The sequence below is a fragment of the Aeromonas sp. Prich7-2 genome (genome assembly GCF_017939255.1).
In the GTDB taxonomy this organism is placed as follows: Bacteria; Pseudomonadota; Gammaproteobacteria; order Enterobacterales; family Aeromonadaceae; genus Aeromonas; species Aeromonas caviae.
Genome location: NZ_JAGKRI010000038.1, coordinates 1 through 26007 on the forward strand (window position 1 = coordinate 1; position 26007 = coordinate 26007).

The 26007-nt window shown below is 61.7% G+C and carries 24 protein-coding genes, 4 tRNA genes and 3 pseudogenes; 17 read left to right on the top strand and 14 right to left on the bottom strand.

Going from position 1 to position 26007, the window contains the following annotated elements; genetic code table 11:
- Window positions 1-147 (top strand): annotated as a pseudogene (locus J9892_RS08385) (IS5/IS1182 family transposase); the annotation flags it as partial.
- Between the two features lie 36 nt (window positions 148-183).
- Here J9892_RS08385 and J9892_RS08390 read toward each other — a convergent pair.
- A protein-coding gene (locus J9892_RS08390) for an IS3 family transposase (protein WP_171865901.1) occupies window positions 184-1388 on the bottom strand; the annotation gives its coding sequence in 2 pieces (ribosomal slippage) (window positions 184-1070 and window positions 1070-1388; 1206 coding nt in all).
- A 91-nt stretch (window positions 1389-1479) separates the two neighbouring features.
- Between J9892_RS08390 and J9892_RS08395 the strand changes: the two are divergent.
- Window positions 1480-1965: pseudogene (locus J9892_RS08395) on the top strand (IS5-like element IS5 family transposase); the annotation flags it as partial.
- 146 nt (window positions 1966-2111) lie between these two features.
- Window positions 2112-2231: pseudogene (locus tag J9892_RS08400) on the top strand (molecular chaperone); the annotation flags it as partial.
- A 34-nt stretch (window positions 2232-2265) separates the two neighbouring features.
- Here the strand turns inward: J9892_RS08400 and leuE are convergent.
- Window positions 2266-2904 (bottom strand): leucine efflux protein LeuE, encoded by a 639-nt coding sequence (leuE, locus tag J9892_RS08405; protein ID WP_210538202.1) that lies wholly within the window; start codon window positions 2902-2904, stop codon window positions 2266-2268.
- Between the two features lie 211 nt (window positions 2905-3115).
- Here leuE and J9892_RS08410 point away from each other — a divergent pair, with 211 nt between their 5' ends.
- Window positions 3116-4336, top strand: coding sequence for an MFS transporter (locus J9892_RS08410; RefSeq protein ID WP_045522680.1), 1221 nt, complete (start codon window positions 3116-3118; stop codon window positions 4334-4336).
- A 225-nt stretch (window positions 4337-4561) separates the two neighbouring features.
- On the opposite strand, the gene J9892_RS08415 is transcribed toward J9892_RS08410, so the two are convergent.
- The gene (locus J9892_RS08415; RefSeq protein WP_210538203.1) at window positions 4562-5746 is read right to left on the bottom strand and encodes an NAD(P)/FAD-dependent oxidoreductase; all 1185 of its coding nucleotides are present in this window, start codon (window positions 5744-5746) and stop codon (window positions 4562-4564) included.
- Between the two features lie 162 nt (window positions 5747-5908).
- Window positions 5909-6433: a non-heme ferritin gene (gene ftnA, locus J9892_RS08420; RefSeq protein WP_010672333.1), complete on the bottom strand. Its 525-nt coding sequence runs from the start codon at window positions 6431-6433 to the stop codon at window positions 5909-5911.
- A gap of 209 nt (window positions 6434-6642) precedes the next feature.
- On the opposite strand from ftnA, the gene J9892_RS08425 reads away from it, so the two are divergent.
- Complete coding sequence (locus tag J9892_RS08425; protein ID WP_210538212.1) at window positions 6643-8427, top strand: GGDEF domain-containing protein; 1785 nt, start codon at window positions 6643-6645, stop codon at window positions 8425-8427.
- 17 nt (window positions 8428-8444) lie between these two features.
- Here the strand turns inward: J9892_RS08425 and fabV are convergent, their stop codons facing one another.
- A complete protein-coding gene (fabV, locus tag J9892_RS08430; protein WP_161648092.1) occupies window positions 8445-9632 on the bottom strand; it encodes an enoyl-ACP reductase FabV in 1188 nt (395 codons plus the stop codon).
- A 452-nt stretch (window positions 9633-10084) separates the two neighbouring features.
- Here fabV and J9892_RS08435 point away from each other — a divergent pair, with 452 nt between their 5' ends.
- Entirely contained in the window at window positions 10085-10519 is a 435-nt protein-coding gene (locus J9892_RS08435) for a universal stress protein (protein WP_010672329.1), read from the top strand.
- 191 nt (window positions 10520-10710) lie between these two features.
- A complete protein-coding gene (trpS, locus tag J9892_RS08440) occupies window positions 10711-11724 on the top strand; it encodes a tryptophan--tRNA ligase (RefSeq protein ID WP_161648091.1) in 1014 nt (337 codons plus the stop codon).
- Here trpS and J9892_RS08445 read toward each other — a convergent pair.
- Window positions 11703-12677, bottom strand: a complete 975-nt coding sequence (locus J9892_RS08445; protein ID WP_041212089.1) for a LysR family transcriptional regulator — start codon at window positions 12675-12677, stop codon at window positions 11703-11705. The genes trpS and J9892_RS08445 overlap by 22 nt on opposite strands.
- 91 nt (window positions 12678-12768) lie before the next feature.
- Here J9892_RS08445 and J9892_RS08450 point away from each other — a divergent pair, with 91 nt between their 5' ends.
- Both J9892_RS08450 and J9892_RS08455 read left to right on the top strand, forming a co-directional pair.
- The gene (locus J9892_RS08450) at window positions 12769-13668 is read left to right on the top strand and encodes an EamA family transporter (protein WP_161648090.1); all 900 of its coding nucleotides are present in this window, start codon (window positions 12769-12771) and stop codon (window positions 13666-13668) included.
- Entirely contained in the window at window positions 13653-13814 is a 162-nt protein-coding gene (locus tag J9892_RS08455) for a hypothetical protein (RefSeq protein WP_010672325.1), read from the top strand. Before J9892_RS08450 ends, J9892_RS08455 begins: the two co-directional genes overlap by 16 nt.
- A 105-nt stretch (window positions 13815-13919) precedes the next feature.
- On the opposite strand, the gene J9892_RS08460 is transcribed toward J9892_RS08455, so the two are convergent.
- Complete coding sequence (locus tag J9892_RS08460) at window positions 13920-14390, bottom strand: DUF6314 family protein (protein ID WP_043153785.1); 471 nt, start codon at window positions 14388-14390, stop codon at window positions 13920-13922.
- A gap of 42 nt (window positions 14391-14432) precedes the next feature.
- On the opposite strand from J9892_RS08460, the gene J9892_RS08465 reads away from it, so the two are divergent.
- Window positions 14433-15287 carry a carboxylate/amino acid/amine transporter gene (locus tag J9892_RS08465; RefSeq protein WP_049637081.1) on the top strand — a complete coding sequence of 285 codons (855 nt, stop codon included), beginning with the start codon at window positions 14433-14435 and terminating at the stop codon, window positions 15285-15287.
- 63 nt (window positions 15288-15350) lie between these two features.
- On the opposite strand, the gene J9892_RS08470 is transcribed toward J9892_RS08465, so the two are convergent.
- Window positions 15351-16214 (bottom strand): sensor domain-containing diguanylate cyclase, encoded by an 864-nt coding sequence (locus J9892_RS08470; protein ID WP_045522664.1) that lies wholly within the window; start codon window positions 16212-16214, stop codon window positions 15351-15353.
- 170 nt (window positions 16215-16384) lie between these two features.
- Entirely contained in the window at window positions 16385-17098 is a 714-nt protein-coding gene (locus tag J9892_RS08475) for a 3-deoxy-D-manno-octulosonic acid kinase (RefSeq protein WP_010672321.1), read from the bottom strand.
- 138 nt (window positions 17099-17236) lie between these two features.
- Between J9892_RS08475 and J9892_RS08480 the strand changes: the two genes are divergently transcribed.
- The 7 genes from J9892_RS08480 (at window position 17237) to J9892_RS08510 (ending at window position 24616) form a co-directional block, all read left to right on the top strand.
- Window positions 17237-18337 (top strand): glycosyltransferase family 9 protein, encoded by a 1101-nt coding sequence (locus J9892_RS08480; protein WP_210538204.1) that lies wholly within the window; start codon window positions 17237-17239, stop codon window positions 18335-18337.
- Window positions 18338-18593: 256 nt separating this feature from the next.
- Window positions 18594-19220 (top strand): guanylate kinase, encoded by a 627-nt coding sequence (gene gmk, locus J9892_RS08485; protein ID WP_139700782.1) that lies wholly within the window; start codon window positions 18594-18596, stop codon window positions 19218-19220.
- A gap of 79 nt (window positions 19221-19299) precedes the next feature.
- The gene (gene rpoZ / locus J9892_RS08490) at window positions 19300-19575 is read left to right on the top strand and encodes a DNA-directed RNA polymerase subunit omega (RefSeq protein WP_005307060.1); all 276 of its coding nucleotides are present in this window, start codon (window positions 19300-19302) and stop codon (window positions 19573-19575) included.
- A gap of 135 nt (window positions 19576-19710) precedes the next feature.
- Complete coding sequence (gene spoT / locus J9892_RS08495) at window positions 19711-21828, top strand: bifunctional GTP diphosphokinase/guanosine-3',5'-bis pyrophosphate 3'-pyrophosphohydrolase (RefSeq protein ID WP_210538205.1); 2118 nt, start codon at window positions 19711-19713, stop codon at window positions 21826-21828.
- A 107-nt stretch (window positions 21829-21935) separates the two neighbouring features.
- On the top strand, window positions 21936-22679 hold the full coding sequence (gene trmH / locus J9892_RS08500; protein WP_053287967.1) for a tRNA (guanosine(18)-2'-O)-methyltransferase TrmH: 744 nt from the start codon (window positions 21936-21938) through the stop codon (window positions 22677-22679).
- Window positions 22669-23709, top strand: a complete 1041-nt coding sequence (locus J9892_RS08505; RefSeq protein WP_053287966.1) for an alpha/beta fold hydrolase — start codon at window positions 22669-22671, stop codon at window positions 23707-23709. Before trmH ends, J9892_RS08505 begins: the two co-directional genes overlap by 11 nt.
- Before the next feature lie 103 nt (window positions 23710-23812).
- Entirely contained in the window at window positions 23813-24616 is an 804-nt protein-coding gene (locus J9892_RS08510; protein WP_049637091.1) for a Cof-type HAD-IIB family hydrolase, read from the top strand.
- Between the two features lie 70 nt (window positions 24617-24686).
- Here the strand turns inward: J9892_RS08510 and J9892_RS08515 are convergent, their stop codons facing one another.
- From J9892_RS08515 to J9892_RS08535, 5 genes are all read right to left on the bottom strand, one after another.
- Window positions 24687-25205, bottom strand: a complete 519-nt coding sequence (locus J9892_RS08515; protein ID WP_043153707.1) for a ricin-type beta-trefoil lectin domain protein — start codon at window positions 25203-25205, stop codon at window positions 24687-24689.
- A 170-nt stretch (window positions 25206-25375) separates the two neighbouring features.
- Window positions 25376-25452: transfer RNA gene (locus J9892_RS08520), tRNA-Pro, on the bottom strand.
- Between the two features lie 58 nt (window positions 25453-25510).
- Window positions 25511-25596: transfer RNA gene (locus tag J9892_RS08525), tRNA-Leu, on the bottom strand.
- 20 nt (window positions 25597-25616) lie between these two features.
- Window positions 25617-25692, bottom strand: a tRNA-His gene (locus J9892_RS08530).
- 50 nt (window positions 25693-25742) lie between these two features.
- A tRNA-Arg gene (locus J9892_RS08535) sits at window positions 25743-25819 on the bottom strand.
- Window positions 25820-26007: the final 188 nt, after the last annotated feature.

Consider the following 26007-nt stretch of genomic DNA (forward strand, 5'->3'; position numbering starts at 1 on the left):
CGCCAATTGTTCAAGACCATCAATCGCTGGCTGGCCGAAGCAGGCGTCATGATGACTCAAGGCACCTTGGTCGATGCCACCATCATTGAGGCACCCAGCTCGACCAAGAACAAAGAGCAGCAACGCGATCCGCAGATGCATCAGACTGGATTTGACCCCATAGGTCCAGACACTTTTTCCCGCTTAGGGTTGTGATACCCGACTGCGCAGAAATTCCCGGGGTGAACGGTATCCCAAGGCGCTGTGCGGGTGATGCTCGTTATAATGCTCAAACGCGATGGCCAAATTGCCTACCGCTGTTCGGCTATCTGTTTTCGGCATCATCTCGATATAGTCTCGCTTCATCGTCTTGACGAAGCTCTCAGCTATACCGTTGCTCTGTGGGCTTCTCACCGCAGTAGTTCTGGGCTCCAACCCGATTTCTCGTGCAAACGCGCGGGTCTCATGGGCTCGATACGCCGAGCCATTATCAGTCAGCCACTCTACCGGTGATGCCGGCAACGAATCCCCGAAGCGACGTTCGACAGACCTCAGCATGACATCTTGCACCGTGTCACTGTCGTAACCCCCGGTACTGGCAGCCCAATCCAAGGTTTCCCTGTCACAGCAGTCCATGGCGAACGTGACTCGTAGTTTTTCACCGTTATCGCAGCGAAACTCGAAGCCATCTGAGCACCAACGTCGATTGCTCTCTTTGACGGCAACACGCCCCTTATGTGCCCGCTGGGTCAATGGTGCAGCCGGTTTTCTTTCCAGCAGCAGGCCATGATCGCGCATGACGCGATATACCCGTTTGGCGTTTACCACAGGCTGTCGTGTTGCCTCTGACTGACGCCGTAACAGCGCCCAGACTCGGCGATAGCCATAGGAGGGAAGCTCAGCCATCGCCTCCATGATCCGGCCAAGTAAGGCAGCATCATCATGCTGGCGATGATGACGACCATCTTGCCAACCTGGTTTTCGATGAACACGAACGGATAGCTGCGCACGCGATACATTAAGGGCCTGGCTCACAGCACTTAATCGTCGTCCCCCGGCAACAAGGGCGCATGCACAATCCATTTTTTTGCTCGACCAACCTCCACGGCTTCTTTGAGGATCTCGTTCTCCATGGTCTTCTTCCCGAGCAGACGCTGGAGCTCTCGGATCTGCTTGATGGCAGCAGCCAACTCGGAGGCTGGAACAACATCCTCACCGGCGGTGATCGCCGTGAGAGACCCTTCCTGGAATTGCTTACGCCATTTGAAAAGCTGGTTGGCGTTGACGTCGTGCAAGCGAGCGACATGAGAGACGGTCATTCCGGGCTCAAAGGTCTGCTGCACGATGGAGATCTTTTCCTGCGGAGTCCGGCGTCGACGGCGCTCAGCCCCTGTTAACACTTCGACCATCTTCTCGTTGCGACTAGTACTGAACATAGTTCCAAGACTACCTCTTAAGTTAAGAGGGGCGAAGTGTCTGGATCTTCAAGGGGCCAATCTACAGACCAAGAAAGGCAATCAGTGGCACTTTGGCATGAAGGCCCACATTGGTGTCGATGCCAAGAGTGGCCTGACCCACAGCCTAGTCACCACCGCGGCCAACGAGCATGACCTCAATCAGCTGGGTAATCTGCTGCATGGAGAGGAGCAATTTGTCTCAGCCGATGCCGGCTACCAAGGGGCGCCACAGCGCGAGGAGCTGGCCGAGGTGGATGTGGACTGGCTGATCGCCGAGCGCCCCGGCAAGGTAAGAACCTTGAAACAGCATCCACGCAAGAACAAAACGGCCATCAACATCGAATACATGAAAGCCAGCATCCGGGCCAAGGTGGACCACCCATTTCGCATCATCAAGCGACAGTTCGGCTTCGTGAAAGCCAGATACAAGGGGTTGCTGAAAAACGATAACCAACTGGCGATGTTATTCACGCTGGCCAACCTGTTTCGGGCGGACCAAATGATACGTCAGTGGGAGAGATCTCACTAAAAACTGGGAATAACGCCTTAAATGGCGAAGAAACGGTCTAAATAGGCTGATTCAAGGCATTTACGGGAGAAAAGATCGGCTCAAACTGAAAAAATGAAATGACTGAGTCAGCCGAGAAGAATTTCCCCGCTTATTCGCACCTTCCCAAGTACCTGCTGCCCGGGGAGACCTACCACAATCCCGGGATCAATCAGCCGGGCAACCAGAAGCTCATCGTCTACCAGTCCCGCTTCATCCCGGTGGGCAAGGATTGCTGGCCAGACTAGGTGCCCGACACCGGACGGTCAGCAATCCCCGGGGTCAGGAGGAGAGCGTCGCCAGCCTGGCCGCAAACCCCATGAAGAAGAGGCCGATAAGGCCGTTGCCGAGACGGGCCGCCGTCTGGCGCTGACGGAAAAAGCGGGCCATCAGGGTACCGCCGAAGATCAGCAGGGTCAGGTAGACGAAGCTCATCGCTTCCAGCATGCCAGCCAGCACCAGGTAGGAGATCCAGGTGTGGGCATAGCTGAAGTCGATGAACTGCACGAAGAAAGAGACGTAGAACAGGATCGCCTTGGGATTGGTGAGGCTCAGGGTGAGGGCCTTGGTAAAATAGCGCTCACCGGGATCCATCTCGGACGCCGGTCCCGCCTTTTTGGCGATGAAGTTCGCGTGCAGGATCTTCCCCCCCAGATAAAGCAGATAGATGGCGCCCAGATAGCGCACCAGGGTAAACAGCAATGGGGTGGTGCGAATGAGGGACGCGATCCCCAGATAGGCGCAGAAAATGAGGATGGCATCGCCGACGAAGACGCCGAGGGCGGCGCGATAACCCGGGCCTATGCCGCGCACGGCACCGGTTCGCAGCACGTAGAGGGAGTTCGGGCCCGGGGCGATGATGATGAAGAAGAGACCGACCAGATAGGTCCAGACGTTGATGACACCCAGGCTTTCGAACATGTTCCCTCCATGGCGGGTGATGAGCCGGATAACGGCGGCAGGCCTTCTATACTAATCCGCCCCGCGCCAAGCACAAGATCTGACCAGCCATCCACACGCCGTCAGCATGAACGGCCTGCGCGCCACGCGAACGCAATCCGGGCGTTCGCCCACTTTGGTTATGTCCAGATGCGCCGGGATAGGGCATGGTAGAGGGAGTGATACCCCAGCCATGGACAAGACCTTGAGTACCGACACCCCGATCACCGCCCCGCCCGCGGTGGACAACCCGACTACCACCGCTTATCCGGTGATCGCCGCCATCAGCTTCTCGCACCTGTTGAACGACATGATGCAGTCGGTACTGCTGGCCATCTATCCCCTCCTGAAGCTGGGGCTCGATCTGTCGTTCACCCAGATAGGTCTCATCACCCTCACCTACCAGTTCACGGCCTCGCTGCTGCAACCCCTGATCGGCCTCTATACCGACCGCAGACCCATGCCCTACTCCCTGCCTCTGGGCATGGGCTTCACTCTGGTGGGGCTGCTCTACCTGTCGCAGGCAGGCAGCTTTGGCGCCGTGCTGTTGTCGGCCATGCTGATCGGCATGGGCTCCTCCGTCTTCCACCCGGAATCCTCCCGGGTCGCCCGCATGGCGGCCGGCAACCAGCCCGGTCTGGCTCAGTCTCTGTTCCAGATCGGCGGCAATCTGGGATCGGCCATCGGCCCCCTGCTCGCGGCGCTCATCATCGTGCCGAAGGGACAGGGCAGTGCGGCCTGGTTCTCGTTGTTCGCACTCATCGGGGTCATCGTGCTCAGCTTCGTCGGCCGCTGGTCCAGCCACCATGCCGCCAGCTTCCATCGGCGGATGAAGGCCCATGCCGGCACCGGCCTGAGCCGCCGCCAGATTGGCTGGTCACTGGCCATCCTCGGTCTGCTGATGTTCTCCAAGTTCTTCTACATGGCCAGCCTGAGCAGCTATTACACCTTCTACCTGATGGACAAGTTCCACCTGTCGCTGGAGAGCGCCCAGCTCTATCTGTTCGCCTTCCTGTTTGCTGTCGCGGCGGGGACAGTGCTCGGCGGGCCGCTCGGCGATCGCATCGGTCGCAAGCGGGTGATCTGGATCTCCATCCTCGGCGTCGCTCCCTTCACCCTGCTGCTGCCCCACGTCGACCTGTTCTGGACCTCGGTGCTGTCGATCGTCATCGGCCTCATCCTGGCGTCGGCGTTCTCCGCCATCCTGGTCTACGCCCAGGATCTGGTACCCGGCAAGGTCGGCACCATTTCCGGCCTCTTCTTCGGCTTCGCCTTCGGCATGGGAGGGATAGGGGCCGCCCTGCTGGGCAAATTGGCCGATGCCACCAGCATCGAAACCGTCTATCAGGTCTGCGCCTATCTGCCCCTTATCGGTCTGCTGACCGCCTTCCTGCCCAATATCAGGAGAGGCTAGAGGCCAAGCGGCAGCCAGCGACCGACCATAAAAAACGCGGCCTGAGCAGGCCGCGTCTGGTTCCATCACTCGGGCCGCCTGACACGGCCCGATCCGCTCGGACTCATCCGCTGAGCCTCTTTGTCAGCAGTACGGCCTCTCCCCCAGCCCGACGACCGGGCCCACTGGAAGTTGTCACCCGAGAGGCCGCTGACGGGACCATTCACAGCAAGGATGCGGCATCCCTCAGCAGTACTGGCCTGCCACCCAGCCCGACGACCAGGCCCACTGGAAGTTGTAACCACCGAGCCAGCCGGTCACATCGACCACTTCGCCGATGAAGTAGAGGCCGGGCACGGTGCGCGCCTCCATGGTCTTGGAGGAGAGCGCGTTGGTATCCACTCCCCCTAAGGTCACTTCGGCGGTGCGATACCCTTCGGTGCCGTTGGGCAGGATCTGCCAATCCCCCAGCAGGGTGGCCACCGCCTCCAGCTCCCGTTCGTTGTACTGGCGCATCGGCTTGCTCACCAGCCATCCCAGCTCCACCAGCTTGTCGACGAAGCGCTTGGGCAGCTCGCGCCCCAGCACGGTTTTCAGCTCCTGGGCAGGATGGGCCTGGGCCCAGGTCTTGAGGGTCTCTGGAATGTCGAGATCCGGCAGCAGGTTGATGTGGATCTTCTCCCCCGCCAGCCAAAAAGAGGAGATCTGCAGGATGGCGGGGCCGGAGAGGCCGCGATGGGTGAACAGCATGGCCTCCTTGAAGCGGGTGCCATCCTCGGCGGTCACCGCCACCGGCAGGCTGACCCCCGCCAGATCGACGAAGGCCTCCTTGTCGGCCTGATGCAGGGTAAAGGGCACCAGCCCGGCGCGAGTCGGCAGCACGGTGAGGCCGAACTGCTCCGCCAGCTTGAAGCCATAAGGGGTAGCACCGAGTTTCGGCATGGAGAGGCCGCCGGTGGCGACCACCAGCGACGAGCAGGCGATCTCCCCCTTGCTGGTGTCGAGCACGAAGCCTTCATCTGTCTTGCTGACGGTGAGGATCTCGGTCTGGAACTGCAGGGTCACGCCAGCCCAGTCGCACTCGGTCAGCAGGATGTCGACGATATCCTTGGCGCTGTCGTCGCAGAAGAGCTGGCCCAGCGTCTTCTCGTGGTAGTTCAGGCCATGCCTGTCCACCAGATCGATGAAATCCTGCTGGGTATAGCGCGCCAGCGCCGATTTGCAGAAGTGGGGGTTGGCCGAAAGGAAGGCATGGGGACCCGCCTGATGATTGGTGAAGTTGCAGCGACCGCCGCCGCTGATGAGGATCTTGCGGCCCGGCTTCTTGGCGTTGTCGAGCACCAGCACGGAGCGACCCCGGTAGCCAGCCTGGGCCGCACACATCAATCCGGCCGCCCCGGCACCGATCACCACCACATCCACCTGTTTCATCGTCACTCACCCATCAAAAGAAAAACGGCCCCTTTACCTTAAAGGACCGTCATTGTACCCGGCAGACACCAGCACAGCGGTACAAGGACACCTGCAAATAGAAAACGGCCCCTTTACAAGGGGCCGTCATTGTACTGACTGAACACTAAGTGTCCACGACTATCAGGCGTTGCCGTCCATGATGCTGGCCGGGGCGCCCTTGGCCAGCTCGGCCAGCTCCTTGTCGATGAAATAGAGGCCCTTGCCATCCTCGCCCACCAGGCTCAGACGGTCGACGATGCTCTTGAACAGCTTCTCTTCTTCGTGCTGCTCGGCCACGTACCACTGCAGGAAGTTGAAGGTGGAGTAATCCTGGGTGGTGAAGGCGACGTGGGCCAGACCGTTGATGCACTTGGTGATGTGATACTCGTGCTCCAGGGTGGTGCGGAAGATGTCACCCAGGGACTTGAATTCATGGGGAGGCGCTTCGATGGCCCCCAACACCGGCATGGCGCCGGTCTCGCTCACGTAGGTGAACAGGCGCTCCATGTGCTGGCGCTCCTCGACCGCATGCTGGCGCAGGAAGGTGGCGGCCCCCTCGAAGCCCTTGTCCTCGCACCAGGCGCTCATCTGCAGGTAGAGGTTGGAGGAATAGAATTCAAGATTAATCTGCTCGTTCAACTTCTCGATCATGGCTTTGGCCAACATGATGATTCTCCACTGTGATTTGCCCACGATTGTCGCCACTGTTTCATCCTGACGCAACCAGAGACAACCGACGCACCCCGCAGTTGCGACGACTTTTCACCTCATCCTCTCCCCCATACGGTTATAGAGAAGCAAAGAAACATGGTGTAGGTGACATCAGCCATTATGATGGCGCCATTGGTCGGGGAAAGGATTCAATGAGATTCATAATGGCACTGGCGCTGCTCTGGATGACCCAGTTGCAGGCAGCTCCCTCCTTGCTGAAAGAGGCTGAATTGCAGGCGGCGCGCGATCCCGTCGGCTATCTGCAGCGCCTCGACGCCAGTCCCCAGCAGGATATGGAACTGTTCTACGCCAGGTCCCTGGCCCAGGCAGCCCTTGGCCGCTATCCCCAGGCACAGCGCGACAATGCCCGCGCCCGCGGTCTGGCCAATGCCCAGCAGGAGACCCTTCGCCTGCTCGACTTCCGGTTGCAGCAGATTGCCCTGACCCTGGATGCCGATACGCCGGATCAGGCGCTCGAGCTCCTCACCCAGCTCTGGCCAGCGGTCAGGCATCACCCCAGGCAAGTCTCGGAGTGGCATGCCCTCAACGGGCTCGCCCTCTACCGTACCCAGCAGATGAAAGAGGCGATCCTCGAGCTCAAGACCGCCTATCACCTCAAGCAGAAAGAGCCGGGTTCCATCCTCTCCACCTTGCAGTGCGGCCGTCTGCTGATGACCCTCGGCAACCTCTATGCGGACCTCAATCTCTACCGTGAGGCCGAGACCTATTATCAGGATGCCCTCGGCCAGATGGTGCAGCTCAACGAACCCAACAGCCAGGCCATCATCCGGGCCAACATGGCCAGGCTCTACATCGACATGGGCCAGCCTGCCAGAGCCAGCCAGTTGCTCGATACCCTGCTGGCCACGCCGAGCCTGTCACCCCACTATCGCGCCATCGTCCTCGGCTACCAGGCCATGGTGTTCAACGCACGGGCGGACTGGCACTCAGCCTGGCGCAGCCTGGAGGAGGCACAAGCCATCTATGACAGGCTGGATAGCCCGCAGGTGGCCTCCCGTCTGACCGAGATCCGGGCAAGAACCCTGCTGGGTCGTGGCGAGAAGCAGCTGGCCCTGCAACTGCTGATGGAGCACACCGCCCCTCTCTCCATGGATGGTCGGGCGATGCAGGCCAGGTTGCTGGCCGATCTGGGCCGCTACCCCGAGGCCTACGGGGCCATGACCCGCTACATGCAGTACTACAAGCAGCACTTCAACCAGACCCTGAGCCAGCACGCGGCTGCCTTCCAGGTCGAGATGGATCTGGCTCGCAGCGAGGCCAGCAATCGCGCGTTGCAGCAGGAGAACGAGAGCAAGCGCCAGCAACTGCTCTACCAGCAGAGTGCCCGCTACTACCAATTGCTGCTGCTGGTGCTGCTGGCCGTCGCCCTGATCCTGCTCGGGCTCACCACCCGCAGGCTCCACCGCAGCTCGCGCCACCTCTACAAGCTCGCCACCTTCGATCAGCTGACCGGGCTGCCCAACCGGCGCGCCCTGCTGGAGAGACTGGGTCAGCAATGGCTGCACGAAACGCCCCTGACCCTGCTCATCATCGACATCGATCACTTCAAGCAGATCAACGACAAGCATGGTCACCAGGCGGGGGATCAGGCTATCCGGCAGTTGGCCAGGGAGCTCAAGAGCTGGGCGCCGGACCAGCAATTGATCGGGCGCTGGGGCGGGGAAGAATTTCTGGTGGCCATGACCCAGGACGGGGCCACCTGCTGGCGGCTGGCGGAGCAGCTGAGAAGCCGGATCGCCTACCTGGCCGCCCCCCACATGACCATCAGCATCGGAGTGGCGGAACGCTCGACGCAGGATGACAGCCTGAGCCAGCTCATTCATCGGGCCGACATGGCCATGTATCAGGCGAAGCGCCAGGGGCGCAACCAGACCGTGCTGGCCCAGTCTCCCCACCTTTCCCCTGAACTGGCCTGCAACGTCGCCTGATGCCCCTCGTGCGGGTGTCAGGGCGTCAGCTCAGTGAGTGACGCCACGTTCACCGGCGCACCGTAATCCACCCCCGGCAGCTCGAAGCCGTTGAGCTGCATGAACTCCTGGCGCAACCCGGCAAAATCCCCCAGGGTGCGGAAGTTCTCCGGCGTCACCTTGGGCCAGAGTGCCGAGACGGCGGCCTGCACCGCTGGCTCAAGCTCGTGGTCATCCATCCGGATCAGCCGGTTGCCATCGGCGACGACCCCTCTGGGCCCGTACATCTTGTCGGCAAACAGCCGCTGCATCTGCTCGATGCAGCCCTCGTGGACACCACGCTCCTTCATCACCCCCATCAACAGGCCCAGATAGACAGGCAGCACCGGAATAAACACGCTCGCCTTGGTCACCAGCGCCTTGCAGACCGACACCCAGGCATGACCGCCAATCCCGGCAAGTTGCAGGTTGATGGTCTCGGCGGTGGCGTGCAGGTGCTCCTTGGCATAGCCGATGGTGCCGTCCCGATAGAGGGGATAGGTGGACTCGGGGCCAATGTAGGAGTAGGCAACGGTCCGGGCACCGGGGGCCAGGCAATCCGCCTGCTGCAATGCCTGCATCCAGCGCTGCCAGTCCTCTCCCCCCATCACTGTGACGGTGTCGCGGATCTCCTCCGGAGTGGCTGGCGCCAGCGACTGCTGCACCAGCGCATCGTGCTCCAGATCCAGCCCCCAGCCTTGCAGCGGCTGGCCTGTGGTCTTGAGCACCGAGCGTACCTGTGTGCCATTCGGCATCACCCTGACTCCGCTCGCCAGCGAATAGACCACCAGATCCACCTGCCCGATCTGCTGGCGGATGACGTCGATGGCCTGCTGGCGCAGGGTATCGGAGAAGGCATCCCCGATCAGGTTGACGGCGATGCGACCGGCTTGCTCCGCCGCCTGACGAAACCAGATGTTGTTGTACCAGCCAGCACTGCCGAGCCCCTTGTCGGAGGGACCCCGTTCGAACGAGACGCCCAGGGTATCGGCCCCGGCGCCGAAGGTGAGCGCGATCCGGGACGCCAGCCCGAAACCGGACGATGCCCCCAGCACCAGCACCCGTTTCGGCCCGTTGAACGGCCCCGCCGCCCGCACCTGTTCGATCTGTTGCAGCACGGCGGCGCGACAACCCATGGGGTGGCAATTGCGGGCAACACAACCCTGGATCTGGGGATGAATGATCATGAAGGACTCTCCGGTGCATCGGTGGGACATGAGAAACGGCCATGACAGCGTCACCCGGTTGCAGGTGAGGGGCCCTGGCCGTTTTGCCAAGGGAACTGGCTACAGCATAACCAAGGGGAGCGGGATTACCTTGATGTCGGACGGGATATGGACTGGAAGAGGGCAGAAAAACAAAAGGGAGCGCGAGGCTCCCCAAAGCGGTATTCAGATGCTTTTTGTTGTTTTGTGTTCATTGCGAAGCACGGGCACATCCTATTCCCCCACCTTCCCGAGGGCAATAGCACGCCTGTGACCGGCGTCAAACTCCTGTTCAAAATATGCACTCCCCGGCCACCTGCACCTCTACGCCTTCCGGTTCGGGGTCAGGCAAATCCTGAAACTGTGGCGACGATGCCGTTTTAGTTTCAGCAGACATTGGTATAGTGGACCCAGGATCAGTGAGGAGAACTCCCATGAATGGAACCTATTACAAACACGTACTGGCCGCGATCGACCTGTCGGAAGACAACCGCAAGGTGATCGAGAAGGCGGTCGACCGGGCCCGCTCCAACGGCGCCAAGCTGTCGGTGATCCATGTGGATGTGGACCTCAAGGATCTCTACACCGAGATGATCGACATCGACATCGACAACGTGCAGGACCAGGTGATCGCCGAAGCGAAGGAGAAGCTGGAAGCCTTCCTCGCCTCGGTGGACTACCCCATCGAGAAGAAATTGGTGATCTGCGGCGATCTGAGCGAGCGGGTCAACCAGGCGGTCAAGGACTACCAGATCGACCTGCTGGTGTGCGGCCATCGCCAGAGCTTCTGGAGCCTGCTCACCTCGAGCGCACGCCAGCTGATGAATACCGTGCCCTGCGACATGCTGGTCGTGCCCTTGCAGAAGTGATCGAACAGGCGTAGTGTGATTTGCCATGAATATGACCTCATTCAATCACAACTACTGGTGGTGCTGCTTCTAAACAGGCGGCACTGCTTTTCTATGTAAAATTTCCCAAAGAAAACACCGTGACCGCCGAGAGGCGGTCATTGTTTTCATCCCTATGTCCCCTCCCGGCTCACCCAACTGGAGAGAGTGACATGCACAACCCCGTGATCCTGACCGGCGACCGCCCCACCGGCAAACTGCACATCGGCCACTACGTCGGCTCCCTGCGCCAGCGCGTGGCCGCCCAGCACCATTACCGCCAGTTCGTCATGATCGCCGATCTGCAGGCGCTGACCGACAACGGCCACAACCCGGCCAAGGTGACCGATCACGTGCTGGAGGTGATGGCCGACTACCTGGCCGCTGGCCTCGACCCCGCCAAGACCACCTTCTGCCTGCAGAGCGCCCTGCCCGCCCTCGCCGAACTCACGACCTACTACCTCAACCTGGTCAGTGTCGCCCGGCTGGAGCGCAACCCCACCGTCAAGGCGGAGATCCAGCAGAAAGGGTTCGAGCGCAGCCTGCCCGCCGGCTTCCTCGTCTATCCGGTCAGCCAGGCCGCCGACATCACCGCCTTTCGTGCCACTCACGTGCCGGTGGGCGAGGATCAGCTGCCCATGCTGGAGCAGACCAACGAGATAGTGCGCCGCTTCAACACCCTGGTTGGCAAAGAGGTGCTGACCGAGTGCCAGCCCATCCTGAGCGACACTGGCCGCCTGCCCGGCATCGACGGCAAGGCCAAGATGTCCAAGTCCCTTGGCAACACCATCGAACTCGGCATGTCGAGCGGCGAGATCAGGCAGGCGGTGTTCGCCATGTATACCGACCCCAATCACCTCAAGGTGAGCGATCCGGGTCAGGTGGAGGGCAATACGGTGTTCGCCTATCTGGATGCCTTCCACCCCGACAAGGCCCTGGTGGCCAAGATGAAGGCCCACTACCAGCGCGGTGGTCTGGGGGACATGCGCTGCAAGCAGGTACTCAACGACTGCCTGCAGACCCTGCTCGCTCCGATGCGGGAGCGGCGCGAGGCAGCCATCGCCGACAGGCGCCAGCTGCTGCGCCTGTTGCAGCAGGGTACCGAGCAGGCCCGGGCCCTCACCGACGAGGTGCTGGCCGAGGTGAAGGGGGCGATGGGGCTGGACTACTTCTCCGGATTGGCGTGATCTGCCCCCTGCGGCGCGGGATGGCCGAGCGCATCCGCGCCGTAGCGCTCCCTCGCCAGCCGGTGCAACAACCCCTTGAACCAACCGATCGCCTCGTCATGGGCACTGAGCGGGTGGCCCGCCATCAGGTAGACGATGGGGATGGCGGGTTCCAGCTGGTGCAAGCGCAACGGATAGTGGCGACAGAAGTGGCGCCCGATCATCTCGGGCACCACCACCAGGTAGCGGCCGGTCGCCATCAGCGGCGGTACCGCCATAAAGCTCGGCAGCCTGACCCCCAGCTCCCGCTCCACCCCGAAACGGGCCAGCCAGAGATCCACCATGGCCTGGCTGTGGCCCCAGCTGGAGGTGTGGATATGGGGGCGGCTGACCAGTTCTCCCGGCCCCAGCATGTCGGGCAGGGCGCTGCCGAGGGGCGACAAACAGACCAGCGGATTGCTGAACCACTCCTCGCGCCACAACCGGGGCGAGAGGTGGTTGGCACCGGCAAACCCGATCACCAGATCCAGTTCCCCCTTCTCCAACTCCCGCTCGTAGTCGCTGTCCGCCAGCTCGCACACTTCCAGTCGGCAGTGGGGAGCCTGCTGCACCATCCACTCCACCAGCACCGGCACCAGGCCGTGCTCCACCGAGCCCGGGGTGGCGATGCGAAAGATCCGCCGCGCACTTGCCGGGTCGAATCCCTTGGCCTGACGCAGCCCCTGCTCCAGCATGGCCAGCGCCTGGCGCACCGGGCTCGCCAGCGCCTTGGCCCGTTCGGTCGGCATCATCTCGCGCCGACTCATCACGAACAGCGGGTCATCCAGCGCCTGGCGCAAGCGCCCCAGCGCATGGCTGACGGTGGACTGGGAGAGGTGCAGCCGTTCGGCGGCACGGGTGACGTTGCGCTCCTGCATCAGCATGTCGAACACGGTGAGCAGGTTGAGGTCGAGGCGGGAGAGGGGCAGTTCCATCGATATTGGCCATAGTTGAATGACGACAATTCATTTTTGGCATAGTAGCAGATTGCATAGAATGCGCAGGCGAATTACATCGGAGATTCAAATGCGTAGCTATCTGTTGTTGCTGGCGATCGGCCTGTTGTGGGGCTCCCAGTTCATTTTCATGCACCAGGCCGTGGCTGAACTGCCCCCCATCATGGTGGCCGCCGGACGCGCCCTGTGCGGCAGCCTGACCCTGGGTCTGCTCTGCCTGTTCATGCGCCTCAAGAGTGAACACACGCCCTGGCGAACCTATATGCTGATCGCCCTGCTCGACGCCACCATCCCCTTCATCATGGTGGCCTGGGGACAACAGTACGTGGACAGCGCCATCGCGGCCGTGGTCATGGGTTGTATCCCCTTTGTGACCATTCTGGCGGCTCCCTTGTTTATTTCTGGTGAAAGAATCACCAAGGGCGGCCTCGTCTCCGTGATCATCGGCTTCGTCGGCGTACTGGTACTGTTCTGGCCCAAGCTGACCAGCGGCATGAATGCCGGCCTGCTCGGTGCCATGGCCATCCTGTTTGGTGCCAGCTGCTTCGCCATCGGCCTGCTGATGATCAAGCGCTTCGCCAAGGACCATCCTGTGGTCGTGGCCCGCAACATCCTGATCTCCTCAGCCATCCAGCTGCTGCTGGCCGCGCCCTTCGTGGCCGACCTGAGCACCCTCATCCTGCCGAGCCAGCAGGCCATGGGCGCCGTCGCCATGCTGGGGATCTTCTGTACCGGCCTGGTCTACTTCCTCTACATGGCGCTGATCCAGAAGGCGGGCCCGACCTTCGCCTCCTTCAGCAACTACCTGGTGCCGCTGTTCGGCGTCATGCTGGGTGCCCTGTTCCTCGGCGAGCAGATCCAGTCCACCACGGGCGTGGCGCTGGCCCTGATCCTGGGTTCGGTCGCCCTCAACCAGTGGGCACAGCAGCGCCGCCAACAGCGGGAGGCTGCCCTATGTCAGGCATCCTGACCACCCTCTGCGGCGGTCTGGTACTGATAGCCGGCTGGCAGTATCGCCACCGGCTGGCCGGGGTGCTGGGTCTGCTGATGGTGCTGCTGCCCTGGTTCTTCGACAGCAAGCTGCAAGCCATGCTGAACTATGCACTGAATGCCTGAAGACTCTCTCTGCGTGTGTGACGAGAGTGTATCTCTCCTGTTTTTGGGACCGTTTTAACAAAACCTCCGATTTGTCCCCTCTACCGGCGCCCTGCGCCGGTTTTTTTATCTCTGCGCCTCTGGTCCGTAGCGATAACTCAACCGCTCGTTCTTGCGCGGCCCCGTTATCTGCCAGGTGAGCAGGAAACCCTCGCCGGTTTCGGTCAGCTCGGCGCTGTAGTGATCCTGCCCGCACCGATGAGGCTCGGCCGTGACCCAGTGCCCGTCCCCCCGGGGCAACAGCTCGAACAGCATCACCGGCTGCTCGTAGCGCAGGTGGGAGAGCATGATCCCCCGTGCGGTGCGCTGCCACCAGAAGCGGTTGTGCATGGTCAGCTCCCGGCCATGGGGCGTGGTGTAGCGACCCGTCTCGGCATACAGCCACCCCCCATGGTGATCGGTCACCACCACGGCCCCCTCCCCGCGACCGCACCAGTCGGTGGCGGATCCGGCCCCGTTGCTCGCCTCGAAGGCAAATGCTCCGATCTGTGACAACCCTTCCCATAAACGCTGGATCGCGCCTTCCAACTCGGCCATCATAGCGCCCTCCAAATTGACAACTGACGACAATTCAATCACATGAACTACTTGATAGGGGTTACCCTGCTCTGGTCCTTCTCCTTCAGCCTGATCGGGGTCTACCTTGCCGGTCAGGTGGATGCCTACTTCTCGGTACTGACCCGCATCGTGCTCGCCAGCCTGGTGTTTCTGCCCTTCCTGCGCCGTCGCTGGCTGCGCCCCGATCTGGTGGCCAAGCTGATGGCCCTCGGTGCCATCCAGCTCGGCATCATGTATCTCTTCTACTACCACTCCTTCCTGCTCTTGACGGTACCGGAAGTGCTGGTGTTCACCATCTTCACCCCCATCTATGTCACCCTGATCCACGACCTGCTGGAAGGGCGCTTCAAGCCTGTCTATCTGTGGGGGGCCCTGCTGGCGGTGCTGGGGGCGGCCGTCATCCGTTTCGACGGCCTGACCGAAAACTATGTACTGGGATTCCTGGTGGTGCAGGGCGCCAACGTCTGCTTCGCCCTGGGCCAGGTAGGCTACAAGGTGCTGCTGGCCCGGGAGGCTGAGCAGCCGCCCCAGCTGGCGGTGTTCGGCTGCTTCTATCTGGGCGCCCTGGTGATCGCCCTGCCCGCCTGGTGGCTGCTGGGCAAACCTCAATATCCCGCCAGCCCCCTGCAATGGGGCATCCTCTTCTGGCTGGGGGTCGGGGCATCCGGGCTCGGCTACTTCCTGTGGAACAAGGGGGCGACCCTGGTCAGCAGCGGCGTGCTGGCCATCATGAACAACGCCTTGATCCCCGCGGGTCTGCTGGTCAATCTGGTGCTCTGGGGAAAGGATACCGACCTGCTCAGGCTCGGTCTGGGCGCCCTGCTGATGCTGGCTTCTCTCTGGGTCTGCCAGCGTCAGCAGGTCAGTGAGCGCTGACTGAAAACCATTGACGCTGATGGGTCCATCGGCGTCAATGGGTACGCGGACACTGACTGGCCGTCAGCCGACCACGGCGTTGTGTTCCCGCTTCGCCTGACCGTGGCAGGAGGCCAACCGGGCCAGCAGGTGATCGAGCTGCTCGGCACTCTGGCTCTGCACCAGGCCGATGCTCACGGTCACCGGGCGCTGGGGCAGCAGGCTGGCGTCGGCGATCTCGAGACGCAGCCGCTCGGCAATCTCCAGGCCGCTCAACCGATCGGTCTGGGAGAGCATCAGGATGAAGCCGTCTTCGTCCCAACGGGCGAAGGGATCTTCCCGGCGCAGCTCGCGGCGCACGATGCGGGCCAGCTTGGCCAGCATGGCGTCGCAGGCCGCCTCCCCGAACAACTGCAGGATCTTGCTGCGGTGATCCACGCTGAACTGCAGCAGACAGAAACTGCCGCTCTCGCTGGCCAGCCGTTCATCCAGCAACAGCTCGAAGTGGCTGCGGCTCTCGAGGCCGGTGAGGGGATCCGTGTCATGGCGATCCTCCAGGGGCGCCATGGCAGCATCCAGATGGCGAACAACCCCCAGCAGTTGACCCCCTTCGTCGCGACGGACCCGCTCCTCCAGCCGGATGTAATGGCCCTGATGGTGCAGGATGCGGTACTCGAGTCGAAGCCCGTTGCTGCGCCCTTGCTGACAGGCCTCCAGGGCCTCTGCCAGACGGGGAGCATCATCCGGATGTACCCGATCCAGCCAGCCGAGATCTCCCAGCTCGCCCCCCTCCAGACCTAGCAGTTGCAGACAGGAAGGGTCCCGCTTCAGACCCTGCCCGGCCGACCAGGTCCAGATCCCGGCCTCCAACATCGCCATGGCCTGTGCCATCAGCGTCACCTCAAGGGGAGTGGTGACCTCAACCCCGGGAGTCTCATACCTTTCCATCACGCGCCTCGAAACCGGATCTGAATATCTGTCCAAGCAATCACACTCAATAAGTAACATTGGTGCTGGCGCCGAGCAACCGCGCCAGCATCGCTGGCCTCGCACCCCTCGCCCCCGGTGGTCCGCCATCAGCGGCCTGCCAGCCTCCAGCTACGAAGTGGAACCCGACGTCACGCCACCTTGCCCTGATAGCCTGCCATCAGGGCTTGCCAGTTCTCCGGCACGAAGTGGAAGCTGGTGTGCAGTTGCGACTCCTTGTTGAAGGAGCGCAGCAACCGCTCCAGGTTGGCCTGCTGCCAGTTGCCGGGGGAGCGGATGGCTCCTTTGTCGAAGTCGATCACCCACACCTTGCCCTCCTTGTCGAGCAGCAGGTTGTGGCTGTTGAGATCCGCATGATAGACCCCTGCATCGTGCAACTGGCGCACCGTTTTGCCTATCTTGTGCCACACCTCACCGGCGATCGGCCCCTGCTTGAGCAGGGCCACCAGATCCTTGGCGCCGCGAATACGCTCGATCAGGATGTCGGCCCGATAGAAGGGCCCCTGCTTGACCATGCGGGCCGCAAAGGGGCGCGGCACCGGCAGCCCCTGTTCACTCAGGGTCGCCAGCAGACGATATTCAGCCATGGCCCGGCTGCTCTCCACCCCTTCAAACCAGAACCGGTCACGCACCAGCTTGCCCACCATGCCGCCACGGTAGTAGTGACGCAGCACCAAGTGACGGGACTCATCCTTCACGAACCAGGTCACCCCGCGGCCGATGGAAGAGCCCACCACCTGGCGATGGGTCTGCCACCAGACAGGATCGAACAAGGCAGGGGAAGGATCGCGGAAGACTCCGTCGGCATACCAGCAGACCTGGTTGTGGGTGGTGTGTGTCAGCATGATGAGAATTCCGGTCGATAGTGGGTGCAGGGCATCCATTCAGAAAGCCGTGCCGGTCGGGCAACCGGCGCAATTTTACAATCCACAGGGGAGTTTGCATAATGCCATCCATCCATTTTGCCATCGTTGCGCCACATCATGCCGCTGTTCCAAACGCCGCCCTCCTCCATCTGCATCCTGCGGCTCTCCGCCATCGGAGATTGCTGCCACGCGCTGGCGCTGGTGCGCGTCATCCAGCGGGAGTGGCCCCAGACCCGCATCACCTGGATCACCGGCAAGATTGAGGCGACCCTGTTCGCCGATCTGCCGGGGGTCGAGGTCATTCCCTTCGACAAGAGCAAGGGGTGGCGCGGCTATCGCGATCTCTGGCAGACCCTCAAGGGGCGCAGGTTCGATGCCCTGCTCCACCTGCAGGCCGCCATGCGCGCCAGCATCGCCACCCTCGGCATCAAGGCCAAGGTCAAACTCGGGTTTGATCGGGAGCGCGCCAGCGACGGTCAGTGGTTGTTCACCAACCATCGGGTCCCCTCACCCGCCTCCCCCCACGTGCTGGACGGCTTTCTCGCCTTCGCCAAAGAGCTCGGGATAAAAGATCTGACCCCGGACTGGCAACTGCCCATCAGCGCCGAGCACCAGACCTGGGCCCGGGAGAAGGTGGGTGGTAAGCCGACCCTGCTCATCTGCGCCGCTGCCAGCAAGGCATTCAAGAATTGGACTGCCGCCGGCTACGCCGCGCTGGCGGATCACGCCGCAGACAAGGGCTTTCAGGTCTATCTGTGCGGCGGACCGGCCAGGCTGGAGCGGGATCTCGCCGCCGAGATCCAGCGCCTCAGCCAGAGCAAGCCGGAAGATTTGGTGGGGCAGACCAGCCTCAAGCAATTGCTGGCGCTGATTGGCGACGCGAGCCTGGTGCTGGCCCCGGATACCGGCCCGGCCCACATGGCCACCCTGGTGGGGACACCCGTGATCGGCCTCTACGCCCACCACAACCCCGCCCGTACCGGCCCCTATCTGTGCCGGGATTATCTGGTCAGCGTCTATCAGGAACTGATTGAGCAGGAGACCGGCAAGCCGCTGGCCGAGCTCGGCTGGCGCACCCGCCTCAAGGATCCGGACGCCATGGCCAAGATAAGCCGCGAGCGGGTCATCGCCGCCTTCGACCGCCTCTGTACCGACAAGCATCTTCTACCGACCCAGGGCAACTCGGAAATTCCGAGCCCTGGCGCAGGGATAATCTGATGGCCCGGCCCCGGCTCCGTGGGCAGAATGGCCCTCTATGCGGGTAACGCCCGCACAGCAAGCTACGGATATTTTGATCGGCTGGAATATGATTCCGGCCGTTTTTTTATCCGCCCCCATCTGCTAACATTCGCCGCCTTTACATCCTCCTGACTCTGATTCCTCCGCGCATTGCGAGCAACCGTCTCCCTTATCGGGCACAAGACGGCGGCCTCTGCTACAACCAAAGCGCGGATCATCGCTTAAAGGTACAGACATGGCGCAACAAGGCACTCTCTATATCATCTCTTCCCCGAGCGGGGCCGGTAAGTCCAGCCTGCTCAATGCCTTGCTGACCCAGCACAACGCCGCCGGCAAGATGCAGCTATCGGTTTCCCACACCACCCGCGCCACCCGTCCCGGTGAAGAGCACGGGGTGCACTACCACTTCGTCAAGGTGGAAGAGTTCAAGGCGCTGATCGAGCGCGGTGACTTTCTGGAGTGGGCAGAAGTCTTCGGCAACTACTACGGCACTTCCCGCGCCGCCATCGAGGCCTGTCTGGCGCAGGGCATCGACGTCTTCCTCGACATCGACTGGCAGGGTGCCCGCCAGATCCGCGAACTGATGCCGACCAAGTCCATCTTCATCCTGCCCCCCAGCCGCGAGGAGCTGGAGCGCCGCCTGATCGGCCGCGGCCAGGACAGCGCCGAGGTGATCAAGGGCCGGATGGAGAAAGCCATTGCCGAAATGGTGCACTACGACGAGTATGACTATGTCATCATCAATGAAGACTTTGATCAGGCACTGTTCCAGCTCAGGGCCGTCATAGAGTGCCAGCGCCTGGAAATGCGTCAGCAACAGCAGGCCCAGCAAAACTTGCTGAAACAGCTACTGGCAGAGTAAGCCAAAAACAAGTAAACTTTTGCGTCATTTTTAAACACCGCTTTTTCAATCACAGAAAGCCCAAACACTGGAGTCCCGCATGGCCCGCGTTACTGTAGAAGATGCTGTAAAACAGGTAGGTAACCGTTTTGACCTGGTGCTGGTCGCCGCGCGCCGCGCTCGTCAAATCGCGGTACAAGGCAAGGATCCCCTGGTCGACGAAGAGAACGACAAGCCGACCGTGATCGCCCTGCGCGAGATCGAACTGGGTCTGGTCAACAACCAGGTGATGGATACTCAGGACCGCTACGAGCAGCAAGAGCAGGAAGCCGCCGAGCTGGCTGCCGTTGCTGCCATCGCAGAAGGTCGCGGCTAAGTCAGTCGCTTCCCATAGTCGGCGCCCGCCCGGGTGCCGGCTGTTCTCCCCATTTACAACCGCTCGAAAACCTCGCAAACTCGAGGGCATACCCTCAATTTCACGGATTGCCGTTTAACCGCTGCGGGGACTGTCTTGTATTTATTTGAAAATCTTAAAGAAATAGCCAGTTCCTACCTGCCACCCGAGCAGGTTGAGAAGCTCAGGCAAGCCTATGTGGTAGCCCGTGATGCTCACCAGGGACAGATGCGTTCCAGTGGTGAACCCTACATCACCCACCCCGTTGCCGTGGCCCGCATCCTGGGCGACATGCGCCTCGATCATGAGACTCTGATGGCTGCCGTGCTGCACGACGTCATCGAAGATACCCCGGTCACCAAGGACGACCTGGCCGAGCTGTTTGGCAACGCCGTCGCCGAACTGGTGTCCGGCGTCTCCAAGCTCGACAAGCTCAAATTCCGCGATCGCAAGGAAGCCCAGGTCGAGAACTTCCGCAAGATGATGATGGCCATGACCCAGGACATCCGGGTCATCCTGATCAAGCTGGCCGACCGCACTCACAACATGCGTACCCTCGGCTCCTTGCGACCGGACAAGCGCCGCCGCATCGCCCGGGAAACCCTCGAGATTTTCGCCCCCATCGCCAACCGCCTCGGTATTCACACCATGAAGAACGAGCTGGAAGAGCTCGGTTTCGAGGCGCTCTACCCCATGCGCTCCCGGGTACTGCGGGAATCGGTGCGCCGCGCCCGTGGCAACCGGCGCGAGATCATCGACTCCATCCAGAGCGAGATTGAGGGGCGTCTGCGGGAAGCCGGTATCGATGCCCAGGTGAGCGGACGCGAGAAGAACCTGTTCTCCATCTACAACAAGATGGAGAAGAAAGAACTGCAATTCCACGAAGTGATGGATATCTATGCTTTCAGAGTGAGAGTGAAAGACATAGACACCTGCTACCGGGTGCTTGGGCAGATGCACAGCCTCTACAAGCCGCGCCCCGGTCGCTTCAAGGATTACATCGCCATCCCCAAGACCAACGGCTACCAGTCCCTGCACACCTCCCTGGTGGGGCCCCACGGGGTACCGGTGGAGGTGCAGATCCGCACCGAGTTCATGGACCAGATGGCCGACAAGGGCGTCGCCGCCCACTGGGCCTACAAGCAGGATGGGGACAGCTCGGGCACCACGGCCCAGATCCGCGCCCAGCGCTGGATGCAGAGCCTGCTGGAGCTGCAACAGAGCGCCGGCAGCTCCTTCGAGTTCATCGAGGGAGTCAAGACCGACCTCTTCCCCGACGAGATCTATGTCTTCACACCGGAGGGCCGCATCATGGAGCTGCCCGCCGGCGCCACCCCGGTGGACTTCGCCTACACGGTGCACACAGACATCGGTCATGCCTGCGTCGGTTCCCGGGTCGACCGCCACCCCTATCCGCTGAGCAGCCCGCTGCACTCCGGTCAGACGGTGGAGATCATCACGGCCCCCGGCGCCCGCCCGAACGCGGCCTGGCTCAACTTCGTGGTGACCACCAAGGCGCGCTCCAAGATACGTCAGTTCCTCAAGAACCTGCGCACCGAAGAGTCCGTGGTGCTGGGCCGCCGCCTGCTCAACCATGCCCTCGGCGCCAAGAACATCGAAGACATCCCGGAAGCCCGCGTCAAGCAGGTGCTGGCCGATACCAAACACGAGAACCTGCAGGGGCTGCTGGCCGACGTGGGCCTTGGCAACGCCATGAGCGTCATGGTGGCACGCCGCATGCTGGGAGATGAACTGCCGCTGGAAGAGCAGCCCAAATCCACCAGCAAGAAGATGCCGATCAAGGGGGCCGACGGCATGCTGGTCACCTTCGCCAACTGCTGCCGCCCCATCCCGGGGGACGCCATCATTGCCCACATCAGCCCGGGCAAGGGACTGGTGATCCACCAGGAGTCCTGCCGCAACATCAAGGGCTACAGCCGCGAACCGGACAAATACCTGCCGGTGCAGTGGGAGGTGGACAAGGAGCAGGAGCAGGAATTCCGCACCGGCATCAGCATCGAGATCGTCAACCACCAGGGCGCCCTGGCGGAGCTGGCCAACGTGATTGCCGCCACCGGCGCCAACATCCACGCCATCAGCACCGAGGAGAAGGATGGCCGGGTCTATGTGGTCACCCTGCTCATCACCACCAAGAGCCGGATCCACCTCGCCAACATCATGCGCAAGATCCGGGTCATGCCCAACGTGCTCAGGGTGAGCCGACAGAAAAACTGAACACAGGCGGCGCAAGCCGCCTGCTGCTTTTCAAGAGATACCCAGGGCCCCATGCCGCAGGCCACCAGCCTTGTTGCATGCACCGGCCTCACGACATAGAAACCGACATGACTCCTGAACGCTTCAAACGCATTTCCGACATGCTGGCCATGCGCCAGCTCGACCTGACCGTCTGCATGGAAGAGGTTCATAAACCTCACAACCTGGCCGCCATCGTGCGCACCGCCGATGCCATCGGCATCCACCGGGTGCACGCGGTCTGGCCCAAGAGCTGGATCCACAAGCGCAAGGGCACTGCCCGCGGCAGCCAGAACTGGGTGGACGTGAAGCTGCACCCGGACATCGGCAGCGCGGTGGCCGAACTCAAGGCCTCCGGCATGCAGATCCTGGCGACCCACCTCTCCGACAGCTCCGTGGACTTTCGTGCCATCGACTACACCAGACCCACCGCCATCCTGGTGGGCCAGGAGAAGCACGGCATCGGCGAAGAGGCGCTGGCCCTGGCCGATCACCATATCGTCATCCCCATGGTAGGCATGGTGCAGTCCCTCAACGTCTCGGTGGCCGCCGCCGCCATCCTTTACGAGGCCCAGCGCCAGCGCGAACTGGCCGGCTGTTATCAGCGCGGCTGTCCACTCAGCCTGGAAGAGCAGAACACCATCTTGTTCGAGGGGGGCTATCCCGTCTATGCCCAGCTCTGCAAGGAGAAAGAGATGCACTACCCCCAGCTCGGTCCGGCCGGCGAGATCCTGGCGGACGAACGCTGGTGGCAGCAGATGCAGCTGACCCGCAAAGGATGGGCCGCCCAACAATCGGATGATCCTTCGGAAGAGTACACTGATGAAGCTTAACCACCTGCCCCTGCTGGCCCTGACCCTGTTTTCTGCCGGAGCCCTTGCCGTGAGCAATCCTTACCAGCTGACCACTGAAGCCGACGTCCCCGCCCTCTATCAGCAGACCCTGCCCGACTTCTGGCGCCAGCATGCCGTCGAGGGGGAGTTCAAGGGCAAGGACGGGGTCACCCTCCGCTATGCCGCCCTGCGCCAACCCAAGATCGATCGCGCCATCCTCATCGTCAACGGCCGGGTCGAGAGCTACCTCAAGTATCAGGAGCTGGCCTGGGATCTCTGGCGCCAGGGTTACAGCCTCTACCTCATCGATCATCGCGGCCAGGGAATGTCAGACCGCATGCTGGCCGACAAAGAGAAGGGGTATGTCGACCAGTTCGACGACTATGTCGCCGATCTCAAACAGTTTCATGACGAAGTGATTGTACCGGACAAGCCTGCCAAGCTGTTCCTGCTGGCCCACTCCATGGGGGGGGCCATCTCGGCCCGCTATCTGGAACGCTGGCCGAACGACATCCAGGCGGCGGTGCTCTCCTCCCCCATGATGGGCATCAACCTCGGCGGCCTGCCCAAGTGGCTGGCCAAGGGGTTGGCGGCCACCATCGGCACGGTCGGCGGCTGGGTGGGCGAGCCCCCCTACGGCCCGGGTCAGGGATCCTATGAGGATCACGGCTTTGCCGACAACGAGCTGACCCACAGCACGGCGCGTTATCAGGCCTTCCGCCAGATCTACGAACAGCATCCCCAGGTCAGGCTGGGGGGCGCCACCGCCCACTGGATCCATCAGGCCATCACAGGATCGGACGCGGCCGTGGCCGACGCCGGCGCCATCAAGACGCCGCTGCTGCTGCTGCAGGCCGGCGAGGACAGCGTGGTGGACAACGCCGCCCAGGAGGCCTTCTGCGCCAAGGCCCAATGTGAAGGGAGCAAGCCGCTGCGTATCGAAGGGGCCTGGCACGAGCTCTTCATCGAGGCGGATCCCCAGCGCCACGCCGCGCTCAATGCAACCCTGGCCTTCTTCGCGCGCTACTGACGCGACCAGAAGGGGCTGGTTATTTTTTGGATCCCTAAATAAATGGGGTGACGGCAGACGCTGGGGTACACTCCCCCGGCGTTCAATTGAAGTCGAGGTAATGATGTTCAAGGTAGTTGTGTCCGATCTCGATGGTACCCTGCTCAACGGGCAGCACCAGATCTCCTCCCGCACCCGGGATACCCTGCACCGTCTGGTCGATCAGGGCGTCAAGTTCGTGGTCGCCACCGGCCGTCACCATGTGGATGTACGCAGCATCCGCGATGCACTGGGGCTGGATATCTACCTCATTACCTCCAACGGCGCCGTGGTACACGACAAGCAGGATCAGCTGGTCTACAACCAGGCGCTGCCGAGCACGGTGGCGGCCGAGCTGATCGCCATGGAGCGCGACCCATCCATCCACATCAACGTCTACTACGGCGACGAGTGGCTGGTGGAAGAGGAGCTGCCCTGGTTGCTGAAGTTCCATCACGACTCCGGCTTCAGCTACCGCCTGGCTGATCTCGCCAGCCACCCGAAGGACAGGGTCAACAAGGTGTTCTACATCGGCGACCACGACAAGCTGCTGAAGATAGAGGCGCACCTCAACCAGCAATATGGTGATCGACTCAACGTCACCTTCTCCCTGCCTGACTGCCTCGAGGTGATGCATGCCGGTGTGCACAAGGGTAATGCCGTGCGCGCCGTGCTGGAGCAGCACGGCCTGGAGATGTCACAGGCCGTGGCCTTCGGCGATGGCATGAACGACTTCGAGATGCTGAGCATGGTGGGCCGTGGTGTGGTCATGGGCAACGCCCACGATCGCCTCAAACTGGCCCTGCCAGAGCACGAACAGACCCTCACTTCCGATGAAGATGGCGTTGCCGTCTATCTGGAGAAACTGTTCGCCTCCCAGACCCGCTGATTAGGCATCCCCATCGCGGATCGAAAAAGGGTGGCCCATGTGGCCACCCTTTTTGTTTCTCGCTCTCTTGTCACCACGCCAGTGCCGGGTGCATCAGACGGTTCAACAGCGTGCCGGATGGCGTCCACTCAAAGCTCTGGTTGGCGCCGCCATAGCATTCGGCGAGGCGCAGGGGGACGGCCGGCTTATGACGGCGACCCGCCACATCCAGGCACAGCGACACCTGCCGATTAAACAGACGATCCCCCTGCCACTGCCATTGATGGCTCTCCTCCCGGCACACCTCCATCCCCAGACCATCTTCCCCTCTGGCGACCAGGCAATCCCCGGCCAGTTGCAGGGCGCCGACATCCCAGCTGAATGACTGGTTCGGTTGCTGATCGCAGGGCTGGGTCAGCAGACGGCCCTGCTCGCTCAGGGTCACGCAGAAGCCACCACTGGTTACCAAGGTGGCCTCGAGTTCGGCCTTTGGCTTGGGGGCGGCGCCCATCAGAAGATCTTCCGGTTTCGGCTGCAGGGCGCAACCACCCAGCAGCAGTGCGGCCATGGCCAGCACGGAGAGTTGAAGAGAAGTGATATGGTGATGCATAGGCCTTGTATCTGGTCCGTGCCCGAGCGTCCCCTGTCTCGCGGCTCCGGGCCCAGCATACCGAACTCGTGGCGAACAGGCGCCTGAAGAAGTGTAAAAAGACGTGACAGGAAAAAGCGGAAGAGAAACGCCAAAAAGCAAAAACCCCGCCTGAGCGGGGTTTTCAAATGTGGTCGGTGATAAAGGATTCGAACCTTTGACCCTCTGGTCCCAAACCAGATGCGCTACCGGGCTGCGCTAATCACCGAGGGGTATTCTAAAAACACAAAGATGACCATCTGGTCATCCTCGTCATACAGCAAGTATGGTGCGAAGAGAGGGACTCGAACCCTCACACCCGGGGGGCACTAACACCTGAAGCTAGCGCGTCTACCAATTCCGCCACCTTCGCGTACCTGACAAGCTGTAAAATGGGGTGGCTGATGGGGCTCGAACCCACGACAACCGGAATCACAATCCGGGACTCTACCAACTGAGCTACAGCCACCACAGCTGTTTTCGTTCTTCAACACGCCCGTTTAACCGGCGCACTTTTGATGGTGCGCCCGACAGGATTCGAACCTGTGACCTCTGCCTCCGGAGGGCAGCGCTCTATCCAGCTGAGCTACGGGCGCTACGCTGTCGAACGGGGCGCATTATTGATGATGATGCCGACCTTGTCTACTCTTTTTTTGACATAAAGAATCAAGTGCCTGTTTTTCAATCACTTCCGACCCTTTTCAACTATTTTTGTTTTGTTCAGGCTGGATCCAGCAATTCCCCACTACTTTTTGAATCCCTCACCCCATAGGGTCAGAGATGA